Here is a 14,223-nt window from a genome sequence, read left to right as displayed (position 1 = left end):
CTAATTTTTCTTCAAAATTGGTTCCAATGGATTTGCCTTGTCTTCAATAGAGAAATCCTCATTTTCATTTATCTTTTCCTCTTCTTCGTCTTCTTGTAATTGTTTATCGATTAGCTTTTGCAGCGCAATTTCACGCTTCTCTTTTTCGGCTTCGTCTTGCGCTATTTCTTCTTCTTTTCTGGTTACCGAAAGTATAATTCCTAATGCAATACATGTCATCCAAATTGAACTTCCGCCGGAACTGATTAATGGTAATGTTTGTCCTGTTACTGGAAATAATTCTACGGCAACAGCCATATTAGTCATTGCCTGGAAAATTATTGGAAATCCTAATCCAACAACGACGAGTTTAGCAAAAAGCGTTGGCGATTTATGAGCTGCAATTACAAATCGGAATAGTAATAAAAGATACATTGCTAGCACCGAAAATGCGCCAATCAACCCGTATTCTTCAACAATAATTGCATAAATAAAATCGGAAGACGATTGAGGTAAAAAGTTTTTTTGAACACTTTTTCCAGGTCCAAGTCCATAAATTCCACCAGAAGCAATTGCTATTTTTGCTTTTTCGATTTGATATACATCTTCATCTGGTTTATCTGAGGCGAAATTGTCAATACGTTTCATCCATGTATCAACACGGTTTGGAAATGCATCGGGAAAAGCTTTGGCAACCAAAATGAAAAAGGTCAAACCTGCAATTCCTGCCGCAAGAATAACTCCAATGTATTTTAGCGGATATTTTCCAATGAATGTTATCATGATTACCATTGAAAAAATCAACGCTGCTGTTGAGAAATTGGCTGGTAAAATTAATATTAGCGTAATGAAAACCGGCAACCAAAGCTCGATAAGCGATGACTGAAAAGTGACTGGTGTTTCGCGTTTTTTAGATAAATATCTTGCTACGTAAACATACAATACAATTGATGCTAAGGTTGATGTTTGAAAAGTAATACCAACGAACGGAATTTGTATCCAGCGGCTGGCATTTGCTCCATCGATTACTGTTCCTTTCATCAACGTGTAAGCCAAAAGTATCCAAACCACTGGAAGCATTATCCATGAAATGGTTTTGAAATAATGATACGGAATTTTATGGATTTTGTATATGATAAAAAACCCAACGAAAATTTGTATTCCGTGTTTTAACAAATAGGTAAATGCGTTTCCAGAACCATGGCGCATATAAGCCAAATTACTACTCGCGCTAAAAACAGGCATAAACGAAAACAACGCCAATAGCGCAACGAATGCCCAAATGACTTTATCTCCTTTTAAATTTGTTATTAACTCTTTCATTTTTTTTAGTTTATGATGTTTATGAGGTTATGAGGTTATTTATAAACTAATAAACTCATAAACCTTATAACCTTTACAAATTTCTCACCGCTGCTTTGAACTGATTTCCTCTGTCTTCGTAGTTTTGAAATAAATCAAAACTGGCGCAAGCTGGTGAAAGCAATACGTTATCGCCTTTTTCAGCAATGTGTTTTGCGGTGTTTACGGCATCGCGCATATTGTCAACTTCTACCATCATATCGACTACATCAGAAAAGGCATCGATGATTTTTCTGTTATCAATTCCAAGACAGATGATGGCTTTTACTTTTTCGCGAACTAACGACATCAACTCGGAATAATCATTTCCTTTGTCAACTCCACCAACAATCCAAACTGTTGGTACATTCATACTATCTAGAGCAAAGAATGTAGCGTTTACATTGGTAGCTTTGCTATCGTTGATGTATTGCACATTTTGGATTTTTAGCACTTTTTCTAAACGATGTTCTACACCTTGAAAATTAGATAAGCTTTCTCTAATTGTTTCTTTTCTGATTTTCATCAATTGCGCTACCGAAGTGGCTGCCATTGCGTTTTTCATGTTGTGTTTTCCTTCCAATGAAATGTCGGTTGTTTTCATTGCAAATTCCTCGTTGTTGATAGAAAATTCCATAGTGTCGTTATTTATAAATGCTCCATTTTTCATTTTTTCAAGCAATGAAAAAGGAATTAATTGTGCTTTTGTTTTATTGTTTTGTAACCAGTTTGAAATGGCTTCGTCATCATTATCATAAATCAGATAGTCGTTTTCATCTTGGTTCATTGTTATTCTAAATTTTGATGCGATATAATTTTCATATTTATATTCATATCGGTCTAAATGGTCTGGACTTATGTTGGTTATTACCGCAATATTTGGCTTATAATTTATGCATCCATCGAGCTGAAAACTACTTAGTTCTAAAACGTAAACATCAAAATTTTCTTCGGCTACTTGCCATGCAAAACTTTTTCCGATGTTTCCTGCTAAACCGACATTTAATCCTGCTTGTTTAAGCAAATGATAGGTTAACATTGTCGTGGTTGTCTTTCCGTTGCTTCCTGTTATTCCAATGGTTTTGGCATTAGTAAACTGAGCTGTAAACTCAATTTCGGAAATGACTGGAATTCCTTTTTCCAATAGTTTTTTCACTATTGGCGCTTTTTCTGGAATCCCTGGACTTTTCATCACGACATCAGCATTTAGTATTTTGTCTTCTGTATGCTGTTCGTCTTCCCATTTTATTTCATATTGATTAAGAACGTTTTTATAATCTTCTTTTATTTTTCCAAAATCGGAAACAAAAACTTCGTATCCTTCTTTTTTTCCTAGAATTGCTGTTCCAACTCCACTTTCGCCACCGCCTAAAACCACTAATCTCATATAAATTAAAAATTGAGAATTAAGAATTAAAAATCACAGTGATTAAAATTCATAATTGATTTATATTTTATTTTTTAGAGTTATTATAATTTTTGCTAATATTTTACAAATCTCCTCTGCTTCATTGTGAATACTTTCAAACTCAACTTCTGATATGTATTCTGTTTCTTTTAAAAGTTTGAGCCAATAAATTGTTTCTCTCGCTTCCTTGTATGATATACTCAACTTTGCTAAAAAATCTTTTTCAGATTGACCTCCAATAGACTCTTCTATATTTGCTCCAATTGATGTTCCACTTCTTAATAATTGTTTACTTAAAACAAATTCTCTCTTATCATTAATTAAATATTTGTATAAATTGATTATTCTAACTGCAAACTGAAACGATTTTTGTTGAATAACATTTTCCTTCATTTTTAATTAGTAATTTTTAATTGCTTAGCGAAGTTTCAAGGTTACTATTGAAACGATTGCTAATAATATTGTGACAATCCAAAAACGGGTAACGATTTTACTTTCATGATAGCCTTTCTTTTGATAATGATGATGTAATGGCGACATGAGGAAAACTCTTCGACCTTCGCCAAAACGTTTTTTAGTGTATTTGAAATAGGTAACTTGAATAATTACGGAAGCACTTTCGGCAAAGAAAATAGCACATAAAACTGGTAGTAACATTTCTTTTCTAACAGAAATTGCCAAAACAGCTATAATTCCACCGATGGTTAAACTTCCTGTATCGCCCATAAATACTGATGCTGGATAAGAATTGTACCAAAGAAATCCGATTAATGCTCCAACAAATGCGGCAATGAAAACCGTCATTTCTCCTGAATTGGGTATGTACATCACATTGAGATAACTCGACAAAATGATATTACCCGAAATGAAGGTGAAAATTCCAAGCGCGAGAACCGATATTGCGGATGTTCCAGCGGCTAAACCATCAATTCCATCAGTAAGATTTGCTCCATTTGAAACTGCTGTGATGATAAAAATCACAATTGGAATGAATACTAACCAAGCCCAATTTTGATAATCATCTGTAAAAGGTTTTAAAATTTGAGCATAATCTAATTCGTTGTTTTTTGTAAACGGAATTGTGGTTATGGTTGATTTATGTTCCACTGGAATTTGAGAAATCACATTTTCAGTTTGGTTGAATGTAATTGGCTTAGATGACTTTTCTCTAACGGTTACGCCAGGATGAAAATACAAAACCGAACCTACGATTAATCCCAAACCAACTTGACCAATCACTTTAAAAATTCCTTTTAAACCTTGTTTGTCTTTTTTGAATATTTTGATGTAATCGTCAATAAATCCAATTGTTCCCATCCAAAGTGTGGTTACAATCAACAATAAAATGTAAATATTATTTAGTTTAGTTAATAAAACTACTGGAATTAAAGTTGCAATAATGATGATTAATCCACCCATTGTTGGTGTTCCTGCTTTTTGAGTTTGACCTTCTAAACCCAATTCGCGAACGGTTTCGCCAACTTGCTGATTTCTTAAAAAAGTGATGATTTTTTTACCATAAATAGTTGAAATCATCAACGAAAGTATCAAAGCCAACGCAGAACGAAACGTAATATATTGAAACACTCCAGTTCCCGGAATGTCTAATGTTTTGTCTAAATATTCAAATAAGTAGTATAACATAGTTTATGTGTTTATGAGTTTAAAAGTTTATGAGATTTCTCTAATTTTTAAACTATTACTTGTTCATTTGTTCTAAAAATTCTTTTACTATTTTCATATCATCAAAATCATAGCGTACGCCGTGAATTTCTTGATACGTTTCGTGTCCTTTGCCAGCAATTAGGATAATATCATTCGTATTGGCTAATTGACAAGCGGTTTTTATAGCTTGTTTTCTATCTTCGATAGAAAGTGATTTTTTAAAATTTTGTGGTTCAACTCCAGCTTCCATTTCAGCGATAATCGTTGACGGATTTTCTGTGCGAGGATTATCAGACGTAATGATTACTTTATCGCTCATTTGCGTTGCGATGTTTGCCATTATTGGTCGTTTGGTTTTATCTCTATCGCCGCCACAACCAACAACCGTAATTAATTGCTCGTTTTTAGTTCGAATATCGTTGATGGTTTTCAATACATTTTCCAAAGCATCAGGCGTATGTGCGTAATCGACAATTGCCGTGATTTTTTCATTGGAAACAATAAATTGAAAACGTCCTGAAACACTTTCTAATTCTGACAACAACCTCAACACTTCAAGATTTTCTAATCCTAATTGAACCGCTGTTCCATAAATTGCCAATAAATTATAAGCATTAAAAGTTCCTATTAATCGAACCCAAACTTCATTTTCATTAATCTTAAGAAGCAATCCTGATAATTGATTTTCTAGAATTTGCGCTCTATAATCGGCATAGGATTTTAATGCATAGGTTAATTTCTTAGCATTGGTATTTTGCAACATCACCGTACCGTTTTTGTCATCAACATTGGTCAATGCAAAAGCTGTTTTTGGCAAATGGTCGAAGAATGATTTTTTTACATCGCGATATTCTGCAAAAGTTGGATGATAATCCAAATGATCGTGTGACAGATTAGTAAAAACGCCACCTTCAAACTGCAAACCTTCAGTACGTTTTTGATGAACACCATGCGAACTCACTTCCATAAAGCAAAATTCGCAACCGATTTCAACCATTTCATTCAAATAATGATTTATTGTCAACGAATCTGGCGTTGTATGCGTTGCTTTATGCTCAGTTTCATCAACCATAATTTTTACGGTCGAAAGCAAACCTACTTTATAACCTGCTTTTTTGAATAACTGATATAAAAGTGAAGCAATTGTAGTTTTTCCATTTGTTCCAGTAATTCCAACCAAACGAATTTTTGACGATGGATTGTCGTAATAATTGGAAGCCATAAAAGCCAACGCTGAATTCGTGTCTTTTACTTGAACATAGGTTATTCCAGTGACGATAATTTCTGGTAAAGTATCACAAACGATAACCGTTGCGCCAAGATTAATGGCTTTCTCGATAAAATCATGACCATTAGAAACCGTTCCGCGAATTGCCACAAAAACATCGTTCTCTTGAATTTTTCGAGAATCGAATTCAATTTTGTTCACAGCCATTTCCGTCGAACCTTTTACGACTTCGATAGCAACTTTATATAATATGTCTTTTAATATAATCACGATAATTCGAGTGTGATAGTTTTTACTTTTTCTAATGCTTCACCAGGTTGGATGGATTGTTTTTTTACTTTTCCAGTTCCGATGATTTTTACTTTTATTTTTAAATTTTCTAGCAAGGCAACTGCATCCATTCCTGCCATTCCTTTTAAATTTGGTACTACTTTTTTCTCGCTGTTAATTTTATCGTTATAAACTGAATAAGCCACTTCTTGTTTATTGATTTTCTTATTCAGGTTTTTAATTTCATTGGTTGATGGCGCATCGGTGAAAATCTTTTGGGCAATTCGTTTAAAAACTGGTCCAGCAACATCGGCACCATAATAATTATTCTTAGCCGTATTTGGTTTATGAACAACAACGATGCACGAATATTTTGGTTTATCGGAAGGGAAAAATCCAACAAAAGACGATGCATAATACATTTCATCTTTTCCTCTACTATAATTAACTTGTGCTGTTCCTGTTTTTCCTGCCATCGAAAAATCTTTGGAATACAATTTCGAACCTGTTCCTTTTTTAACCACATTTTCCAAAACAGCTTTTACTTTCTTCACTGTTTCTTGCGAACAGATTCTAGGATTGATAACTTGTTTGTTGTATTTTTTTATGGTTTTATTCCATTCTTTTATTTCCGAAACAAAAATTGGCTTTACCATTTCGCCGTTATTAGCAATGGCATTATACAAAGCCAATGTTTGCAATGGTGTTACAGAAACGCCATATCCATAAGCCATCCAAGGCAATGCTATTCCGCTCCAACCTTTTTCTCCTGGTTGTGGAATAAATGGTTTTCCTTCGCCTTGAAACGGTAATCCAAGCGGTTTATTTAAACCCATTCTGTCAATTCTATCCACAAACTCTTTTGGATTGATTTTATAATTTTCATAAACGGCTTGTACCAAAACAGTATTGGATGAAACTTCAAAACCACGTGCTAACGAAATTTTACCATAACCACCTTTGTGAGAATCGCGAACTTTTCTACCATAATAAGTGATTTCTCCACCACGAGAATCATATACTTGACTTGTATCGACTTTATTATCATCAAGCAACGCAATCAAATCCACCAATTTGAATGTTGAACCTGGTTCGTGCGATTCTGCTACAGCATAATTTACCGTTTCATAATACGAACCATCTTCTGCTCTACCCAAATTAGAAATTGCTTTCACATGACCCGTTTGAGTTTCCATTACTACAACACAACCATGATCTGCTTCGTATAATTCCAATTGTTTCAGCAAAGCATGATGCGCAATGTCTTGGATGTAAACATCAATCGTAGAAATTACGTCATAACCATCTTGAGGATCAACTTCGTTTACATCACGAATAGGTTTCCATTGACCTTTGGCGATTTTTTGTTTGGAAACTTTTCCGTCTTTTCCATTCAAATAATTTCTAAATGACCATTCAATTCCTTTTCCGTCTAATTCGCCATTGGGTTTTACGCGTTCGTATCCAATAGTTCTTTCGGCAATTTTCCCGATTGGATGTTCGCGAACCGTTTTTTGCTCCGTAATCATTCCACCTTTATACGTTCCGAGATTGAACAACGGAAAGGTTTTCAATCGCATGTATTCAGTATAACTTAATCCTTTTGCCAATAAATAGTAACGATTTTTATTAGCATGTGCTTTTCTCAATTCCGAATGATAATACGAACTTGGTTTTCCTAACATTACAGATAATGAATCGGCTAAACCTTTTACATTTTTATCAAAATCTTCTTGTTTTGGCGCAACTGCATCAAAACGAATAGTATAATTAGGTATCGATGTTGCTAACAAACTTCCGTCAGACGAATAAATATTTCCTTTATTGGCTGGAATTACAAAATCTTTTACGGTTTGTTCTGCCGCTAATTTTCTATAATGCGCACCTTCAACCCATTGAATTCTGGACAGTTTGAATACCACAGCCATTGCCATCAAAAAGATGCCAAACGCAACTAGGTAAATTCGATAAGACATTTGTTTATCTTCTACTGCCATAACTTTTGGAAAAAAGTTTTTTCAACTGGTTTTTTTACTTTTATTTTTTTTGGAGGAACCGATGATGGAAAAATTTTTCGCTCTTCCATTTTTTTAGAAACGGTCGATTCCATTTTTAATTTCATCAATTCTGAACGTTTATCTACAAACTCCGAACGCAATTCTTTTACTTCGCTTGTCAATTCGGCAATTCGAAATACTTTTTGTTCGTATCGATGTGTGTTGGCTATCATCAGAATTGCAATTAGAATAAGAAACAAAATGAAACGCCAGTTTTTGGTAGCATCTTCGTTCAAAAGAAATCTTGCTTTCAATATGCTATAAACACCTTTTTTCATTTTATTCTAAATTTTCTCTGCTATTCTTAGTTTTGCGCTTCTCGCTCTATTATTTATTTTGATTTCTTCGTCGGTTGGAACAATTAGTTTTCCAACAAGTTTGAACGGAACGGAAAAATTTCCAAAAAAATCACGTTCAGGTTCGCCTTCAAACATTCCGTTTTTCATAAATCGCTTCACTAATCTATCTTCTAACGAGTGATAAGAAATGACACTTAATCTTCCTTCGGGTTTCAAAATTTCGAGTGATTGTTCTAAAAATTCTTTTAAAACTTCCATTTCTTGATTGACTTCAATTCGAATGGCTTGATATATTTGGGCTAAAACTTTGTTTTTAACTTTTTCGGGCAAATATTTTGACAAAACTGTTTTTAATTCTTCCGATGTTTTGATTTCTTTTTTTTCTCTAGCGTCAACGATTGTTCTTGCTAAAGCTGGCGCAACTTTCAACTCACCATAATCTGAAAAAACACGCTTCAAGTTGGCTTCGTCATATTCGTTTACCACTTTGTAGGCATCGAGTTCATTTCTTTTGCTCATTCTCATATCCAAATCAGCTTCAAAACGAGTTGAAAAACCTCTTTCTGGAACATCAAACTGATGCGATGAAACACCTAAATCTGCCAAAATTCCGTCAACACTTTTTACACCGTGAAATCTCAAAAAACGTTTGATGTATCTGAAATTTTCATGTATCAATGTAAATCTTTCATCGGGCAAAGCATTTTCTAAAGCATCTTCATCTTGATCAAAACCAAACAATTTTCCGTTTGGCCCGAGACGTTTCAAAATCTCTTTGGAATGTCCGCCACCGCCAAAAGTTACATCTACATAAATTCCGTCAGGTTTAATATTCAAACCATCGACTGTTTCATACAACAAAACTGGATTATGATATTCCATTATCATCATTTATATTTCCCATTACATCTTCTGCCAAATCAGCAAAATCAATATCATCACCAGCAATTGACTTTTCATACAACTCTTTATCCCAAACTTCAACAATATTAACAGCCGACGAAAGCACAATATCTTTTGAAATTTGAGAAAAACTCATCAAATCTTTAGGAACCAAAAGTCGTCCCAAAGCATCAATTTCAACCACTTTTACACCAGCTGTAAAACGACGAATAAAATCATTGTTTTTCTTAACAAAACGGTTCAGTTTGTTGATTTTTTGCATCATTAAATTCCATTCGCTCATTGGGTATAATTCCAAACAAGGCTGAAACACTGAACGCTTCAAGACAAAGCCATCTTGCAGCGAACCAGCCAATTGCTTCTTCAATGCAGCAGGAATCATCAATCTTCCTTTTGCATCAATCTTGCATTCGTATGTTCCAATTATTGAATTCAATGTGTTCTTATTTGATAATGAGCAAAAATATAAAAATATTTACCACATTTTACCACAAAATACCACTTTGTTAATAAGTTTTACCACTTTTGAGATTTAATCAGAAGTAGTCTTTAAAAACCTAAAGTCGTTTTATTAACAAAAAATTAAGGAAATGAAGATTTTGAAGTAGAATTGAGAAAAAAATTTGCTTTAAAAGACTTTTTTTGAAAATCTGCTAAAGAATTGAAAAACTTTATACTCGAAAAAAAATATCAAAAATGTTGACAATTAACACTTTATGACAACTGATGAAATTAATCGGAAAAGCACTATGTTTTTAGTAAATAAAAATAATTCTTCTCTAATTCTATCTAGAAAATTATATATTTGTGGACATAAGGAAATGGAAAATTTAAATGGATAAGAATTATATAAAAGACGGTAAATACAGCTATTATGAAGTTGGAGAAGGAACACCAATTGTTGTTTTGCATGGATTAATGGGTGGATTAAGCAACTTTGGTGGTGTAGCCGATTATTTTTCTACAAAAGGATATAAAATTGTAATTCCGGAATTGCCAATTTATACCCAAAATATCTTAAAAACAAACGTGAAAGCTTTTGCAAAATATGTGAAAGATTTCATTACATACAAAGGTTTTGACAGAGTCATTTTGTTAGGCAATTCACTTGGCGGACATATTGCTTTGTATCATTCAAAAATGTATCCCGAGAAAGTAGCTGGACTTGTAATTACAGGAAGTTCAGGTCTTTATGAAAGCGCAATGGGCGACAGTTATCCAAAACGCGGTGACTATGAATACATTAAAAAGAAAGCTGAAGCTGTTTTTTACGACCCGAATGTAGCAACAAAAGAAATAGTTGACGAAGTTTTTGCGGTAGTTAATGACAGAATAAAAGTTATAAAAACATTAACGATTGCTAAAAGTGCAATTCGTCATAATATGGCAAAAGATTTACCAAAAATGCATGTAAAAACCTGTATCATTTGGGGTAAAAACGACCAAGTAACTCCACCAGAAGTTGCTGAAGAATTCCATAAGTTGATGCCAAATTCCAATTTATATTGGATTGACAAATGTGGACATGCAGCTATGATGGAACATCCTGATGAGTTCAACCGATTATTAGATGAATGGCTTAAAGAAGTGCATTTGTAAAACGTTTCTTTTACGAATAAATCCTAACAACCTTAATAAGAGATTGCTTCGTGTCTCGCAATGACTATTATGAAAATTAATTCTGCTGAGTTTATTATAAGTAATTCTGATGTGAGTAAATGTCCGTTAGAACGTTTGCCCGAATATGCTTTTATTGGTCGTTCTAATGTTGGTAAATCATCATTAATCAACATGCTAACCAATCATAAGAACTTAGCAAAAACTTCGGGAAAACCAGGGAAAACTCAATTAATTAATCATTTCAAAATCAATTTAAATTGGTTTTTGGTGGATTTACCTGGTTATGGATATGCAAAAGTTTCCAAAAAAACTAAGGAAGTTTTTCAACAATTTATTACTGATTATTTTGAAAAAAGAGAACAATTAGTTTGTGCATTTGTGTTGATTGACATTCGCTTGGAAGCACAAAAAATTGATTTAGAGTTCATCACTTATTTAGGAGAAATTGAAATTCCGTTTTGCATTATTTTTACAAAAGCAGACAAAATCAGTAAAACCAAAGTTGCTTCACACATTGCTGCCTATAGAAAAGCACTTTTGGCCAACAACTGGGAAGAAATGCCGCAACATTTTGTTACTTCATCATTAGAAAATACAGGAAGAGATGAATTGTTAACTTTTATTGACAATGTAAATCAAGATATATTTAAGAATAATGATTTCTAGAAACCTAACAATCGTTTTACTTATTTTAAACACTACTTTTTCATTTGCTCAAGAAAAACCAAGTGTTGAAAAAACAATTTTTGGAATTCAGACTGGCCTTTTAGGTGCTTGGATTCACAATGAATCCAGATTAACAAACAGTATTGCTTTAAGAACTGAAATTGGATTAGATATTGGAATTCATGGAAATTTTAGCTCAACAACTACTGTTTTGATACCAAGCATTAAAATTGAACCACGTTGGTATTATAATTTAGAAAAAAGAATTGCCAAAAATAGGAAGATAGAAAATAATAGCGGTAATTTTTTAGCCTTAAACATTACTTATAATCCGGATAAGTTTTATATTTCAAACCAAGATAACATTAATGTGATCAGCACTGTAGCTTTTATTCCGAAATGGGGAATTAAACGAACTGTTGGCAGCCATTTTACTTATGAAACTGGGATTGGTGTTGGTGGATTCATAGTTTTAAACGAATTTGAACCCGATAGAAAAATTGCTATAGATTTACATCTTCGCGTTGGTTATACCTTTTAAAAAAGGGTTCGTCAACGATTGACAAACCTCATATTATCTTTTCAACTCCATTTTTTCAGCAAAAAAATCACAAAAATCTTTCATAGTTTCTGTCATTTTTTCATCGGCAGTTGCGCGTTGAAACGTTTCCGACATTCCAACCAATGTTTGGTGAAAAAACTTTTTCATTTCGTCAACTGGCATATCTTTGGTCCACAAATCAATTCGTAATGTTTCTTGCGCATTACTATCCCAAATAGACAACATAATAGCTTTTGCTTCTTCATTAGAAACACCACCATCTTGTGCTGTCCAAGACAATTTTTCTGGAACACGATTTTCATCAAGTTCTACATTAAATTTTATTTCGGATTTGATACTATTACTCATTCTTTTTTGGTTTATATTTTGATCTTTCAAATAGTTCTTTTTCGTTCATTTTCAACAAATCAGGAACAGTAGTTTTTGGATTGTTTTCCATATAAGAGCGAACAATCTGCCAACCAATCCATTGCCCAACTCGTCCAGGAGATTCATTATCAATCTCGAGATAGAATTTAGAAAATGGCGCTAAATTTATAAATCGATTTGCTAATTTAGAATCCGAACTATAAAGTAAGCTTTCGTCAATAAAATAACGCCAAATATAGCTTTCATTTTCTTGACACCATGTGATTTGTTCTGGCAAATAACCTATTTTTTCAGCATCTGTATAAGAAGTTAATAATACATCTTTTAAATACAACTCTTTACCATAATATATCATTTCTGAAAGCAACGAAATATCTTTTGGCGCAGGAATACTTCTTAGGGCAAAACTCGAAACAACATCTGGCATCATCTGTCTTTCTTCGAAATTTTGTTTCAAATAAACTGGGAATGTATAGAATTTATGCTCTTTTCCTAGATATAATTCTAATGCTATAATCAATTTATCATTGGCATATATTGCTTTATTATTATAATCCATTTCACCAATTACCGTGTAAACTTTTGGCATAATGGTTTGTGGGAAATAATATTTGATGTGTTTAAAAACTTCCTCAATTTCGTTGTTTTGCTTTCCAAAATCGGGGAATTTTTTTTGTACCTCTGCATATAAATCTCTCCAATCTTTATTTTGCATTTTGTCAATCCAAACTTTATCATCATTTCCTTCTGGAAAAAAAAATGGATATTCGGCTTTTAGATTAGCTAAGTCTTCAGGTTTTGTTTCAAAAAAAGCTTTATCAAAACGATCAACTTTTACTTCTACTGGAATTTCTTCTATTGCTTTCTCTACTTTCGTTTTTTTGTCGCAGGCAATAAACAATAATGACAATAATAATAAGGTGAAATATTTGTTCATCTTCAAATGAATTAAAAACTTAAAATTACGTTGAAAAACTTCTGATTTTTTAACTTTGCAAATATACATTTCAGTTTCTAAAAACTCTCATAACAGATGGCTAAAAAAAGTACAATTAATGTTGAAAAAGTAAATCAACATATCGTAAATTGGTTAAAAGAATATGCGACCAATGCAAAAGTAGATGGATTTGTAATTGGAATTTCAGGTGGAATTGATTCTGCCGTTACCTCAACGCTTTGTGCACAAACAGGTTTGACAACCTTGTGCATCGAAATGCCAATTCACCAGCATGTTTCCCAAGTTAATCGTGGCAAAGAACATATTAAACAGCTACAGTCTCGTTTCCCAAACGTGAGACACGCCATTGCGGATTTAACTTCCGTGTTTGAGACATTCAAAACAGAAGTTCCAAAAACTGATAATGACGTTAAGTTGAATTTATCTTTGGCTAACACAAGAGCTAGACTTAGAATGACAACTCTATACTATTTTGCGGGAATTCATGGATTACTCGTTGCAGGAACTGGAAATAAAGTAGAAGATTTTGGCGTAGGATTTTACACAAAATATGGTGACGGTGGAGTTGATTTAAGTCCAATTGCTGATTTGATGAAATCAGATGTTTATGCCTTGGCTGCCTATTTAAATATACCTGAATCTATTCAAAAAGCAGCACCAACTGATGGTTTATTTGGCGATTCAAGAACGGATGAAGATCAACTTGGAGCGAGTTATGATGAACTAGAATGGGCAATGCTACAGATTGAAGATGGAAAAGAAGAGTCAGACTTTGTTGAAAGAGAAAAAGAGGTATATAAAATCTATAAACGGTTACATTTTGCCAACAAACACAAGATGAATCCAATTCCTGTATGTTTAATCCCTAAAAAAATTAAAAAATTTAATTTTTTTTAAC

15 protein-coding genes are annotated in these 14,223 nt (G+C 33.1%); 4 read left to right on the top strand and 11 right to left on the bottom strand.

Annotated elements, in window-relative coordinates; all coding sequences use genetic code 11:
* The 9 genes from BC748_RS10790 to mraZ all read right to left on the bottom strand — a co-directional run bounded on the left by BC748_RS10790 (nucleotide 1) and on the right by mraZ (nucleotide 9,586).
* Nucleotides 1-1,302, bottom strand: a complete 1,302-nt coding sequence (locus BC748_RS10790; RefSeq protein ID WP_133533507.1) for an FtsW/RodA/SpoVE family cell cycle protein — start codon at nucleotides 1,300-1,302, stop codon at nucleotides 1-3.
* A 73-nt stretch (nucleotides 1,303-1,375) separates the two neighbouring features.
* Complete coding sequence (murD, locus tag BC748_RS10785; protein ID WP_133533506.1) at nucleotides 1,376-2,707, bottom strand: UDP-N-acetylmuramoyl-L-alanine--D-glutamate ligase; 1,332 nt, start codon at nucleotides 2,705-2,707, stop codon at nucleotides 1,376-1,378.
* Nucleotides 2,708-2,767: 60 nt separating this feature from the next.
* Nucleotides 2,768-3,121, bottom strand: a complete 354-nt coding sequence (locus BC748_RS10780; RefSeq protein ID WP_133533505.1) for a four helix bundle protein — start codon at nucleotides 3,119-3,121, stop codon at nucleotides 2,768-2,770.
* A 24-nt stretch (nucleotides 3,122-3,145) separates the two neighbouring features.
* Nucleotides 3,146-4,372: a phospho-N-acetylmuramoyl-pentapeptide-transferase gene (gene mraY / locus BC748_RS10775; protein ID WP_133533504.1), complete on the bottom strand. Its 1,227-nt coding sequence runs from the start codon at nucleotides 4,370-4,372 to the stop codon at nucleotides 3,146-3,148.
* Nucleotides 4,373-4,427: 55 nt separating this feature from the next.
* Complete coding sequence (locus BC748_RS10770) at nucleotides 4,428-5,891, bottom strand: UDP-N-acetylmuramoyl-L-alanyl-D-glutamate--2,6-diaminopimelate ligase (RefSeq protein ID WP_162846449.1); 1,464 nt, start codon at nucleotides 5,889-5,891, stop codon at nucleotides 4,428-4,430.
* Entirely contained in the window at nucleotides 5,888-7,888 is a 2,001-nt protein-coding gene (locus BC748_RS10765; RefSeq protein WP_133533503.1) for a penicillin-binding protein, read from the bottom strand. The genes BC748_RS10770 and BC748_RS10765 overlap by 4 nt, the downstream gene beginning before the upstream one ends.
* Nucleotides 7,879-8,226 (bottom strand): FtsL-like putative cell division protein, encoded by a 348-nt coding sequence (locus BC748_RS10760; protein WP_133533502.1) that lies wholly within the window; start codon nucleotides 8,224-8,226, stop codon nucleotides 7,879-7,881. The genes BC748_RS10765 and BC748_RS10760 overlap by 10 nt, the downstream gene beginning before the upstream one ends.
* Nucleotides 8,227-8,232: 6 nt before the next feature.
* Nucleotides 8,233-9,129, bottom strand: a complete 897-nt coding sequence (gene rsmH / locus BC748_RS10755) for a 16S rRNA (cytosine(1402)-N(4))-methyltransferase RsmH (protein WP_133533501.1) — start codon at nucleotides 9,127-9,129, stop codon at nucleotides 8,233-8,235.
* Nucleotides 9,116-9,586, bottom strand: coding sequence for a division/cell wall cluster transcriptional repressor MraZ (mraZ, locus tag BC748_RS10750; protein ID WP_133533500.1), 471 nt, complete (start codon nucleotides 9,584-9,586; stop codon nucleotides 9,116-9,118). Before mraZ ends, rsmH begins: the two co-directional genes overlap by 14 nt.
* A 398-nt stretch (nucleotides 9,587-9,984) precedes the next feature.
* On the opposite strand from mraZ, the gene BC748_RS10745 reads away from it, so the two are divergent.
* From BC748_RS10745 to BC748_RS10735, 3 genes are all read left to right on the top strand, one after another.
* A complete protein-coding gene (locus BC748_RS10745) occupies nucleotides 9,985-10,749 on the top strand; it encodes an alpha/beta fold hydrolase (RefSeq protein ID WP_133533499.1) in 765 nt (254 codons plus the stop codon).
* 69 nt (nucleotides 10,750-10,818) lie between these two features.
* Nucleotides 10,819-11,436, top strand: coding sequence for a ribosome biogenesis GTP-binding protein YihA/YsxC (yihA, locus tag BC748_RS10740; RefSeq protein WP_133533498.1), 618 nt, complete (start codon nucleotides 10,819-10,821; stop codon nucleotides 11,434-11,436).
* A complete protein-coding gene (locus BC748_RS10735) occupies nucleotides 11,426-11,977 on the top strand; it encodes a hypothetical protein (RefSeq protein WP_133533497.1) in 552 nt (183 codons plus the stop codon). Before yihA ends, BC748_RS10735 begins: the two co-directional genes overlap by 11 nt.
* A 33-nt stretch (nucleotides 11,978-12,010) precedes the next feature.
* Here BC748_RS10735 and gldC read toward each other — a convergent pair whose 3' ends face one another.
* A complete protein-coding gene (gene gldC / locus BC748_RS10730) occupies nucleotides 12,011-12,346 on the bottom strand; it encodes a gliding motility protein GldC (protein ID WP_162846448.1) in 336 nt (111 codons plus the stop codon).
* Complete coding sequence (gene gldB, locus BC748_RS10725; RefSeq protein WP_133533496.1) at nucleotides 12,339-13,304, bottom strand: gliding motility lipoprotein GldB; 966 nt, start codon at nucleotides 13,302-13,304, stop codon at nucleotides 12,339-12,341. The genes gldC and gldB overlap by 8 nt, the downstream gene beginning before the upstream one ends.
* A 96-nt stretch (nucleotides 13,305-13,400) precedes the next feature.
* Here gldB and nadE point away from each other — a divergent pair, with 96 nt between their 5' ends.
* Entirely contained in the window at nucleotides 13,401-14,222 is an 822-nt protein-coding gene (gene nadE, locus BC748_RS10720; RefSeq protein ID WP_133533495.1) for an NAD(+) synthase, read from the top strand.
* Nucleotide 14,223 lies beyond the last annotated feature (1 nt).

Source organism: Flavobacterium dankookense (assembly GCF_004362665.1).
Classification (GTDB): domain Bacteria; phylum Bacteroidota; class Bacteroidia; order Flavobacteriales; family Flavobacteriaceae; genus Flavobacterium; species Flavobacterium dankookense.
The sequence above is the reverse complement of the archived record's forward strand: the minus strand, read 5'-3'. Positions and strand labels throughout refer to the sequence as shown.

Excerpts from the sequence above, each read along its gene's own strand:
- BC748_RS10790 (WP_133533507.1), bottom strand. The coding sequence starts at position 1,302 with ATGAAAGAGTTAATAACAAATTTAAAAGGAGATAAAGTCATTTGGGCA.
- murD (WP_133533506.1), bottom strand. The coding sequence starts at position 2,707 with ATGAGATTAGTGGTTTTAGGCGGTGGCGAAAGTGGAGTTGGAACAGCA.
- BC748_RS10780 (WP_133533505.1), bottom strand. The coding sequence starts at position 3,121 with ATGAAGGAAAATGTTATTCAACAAAAATCGTTTCAGTTTGCAGTTAGA.
- mraY (WP_133533504.1), bottom strand. The coding sequence starts at position 4,372 with ATGTTATACTACTTATTTGAATATTTAGACAAAACATTAGACATTCCG.
- BC748_RS10765 (WP_133533503.1), bottom strand. The coding sequence starts at position 7,888 with ATGGCAGTAGAAGATAAACAAATGTCTTATCGAATTTACCTAGTTGCG.
- BC748_RS10760 (WP_133533502.1), bottom strand. The coding sequence starts at position 8,226 with ATGAAAAAAGGTGTTTATAGCATATTGAAAGCAAGATTTCTTTTGAAC.
- rsmH (WP_133533501.1), bottom strand. The coding sequence starts at position 9,129 with ATGGAATATCATAATCCAGTTTTGTTGTATGAAACAGTCGATGGTTTG.
- BC748_RS10745 (WP_133533499.1), top strand. The coding sequence starts at position 9,985 with ATGGATAAGAATTATATAAAAGACGGTAAATACAGCTATTATGAAGTT.
- yihA (WP_133533498.1), top strand. The coding sequence starts at position 10,819 with ATGAAAATTAATTCTGCTGAGTTTATTATAAGTAATTCTGATGTGAGT.
- BC748_RS10735 (WP_133533497.1), top strand. The coding sequence starts at position 11,426 with ATGATTTCTAGAAACCTAACAATCGTTTTACTTATTTTAAACACTACT.
- gldC (WP_162846448.1), bottom strand. The coding sequence starts at position 12,346 with ATGAGTAATAGTATCAAATCCGAAATAAAATTTAATGTAGAACTTGAT.
- gldB (WP_133533496.1), bottom strand. The coding sequence starts at position 13,304 with ATGAACAAATATTTCACCTTATTATTATTGTCATTATTGTTTATTGCC.
- nadE (WP_133533495.1), top strand. The coding sequence starts at position 13,401 with ATGGCTAAAAAAAGTACAATTAATGTTGAAAAAGTAAATCAACATATC.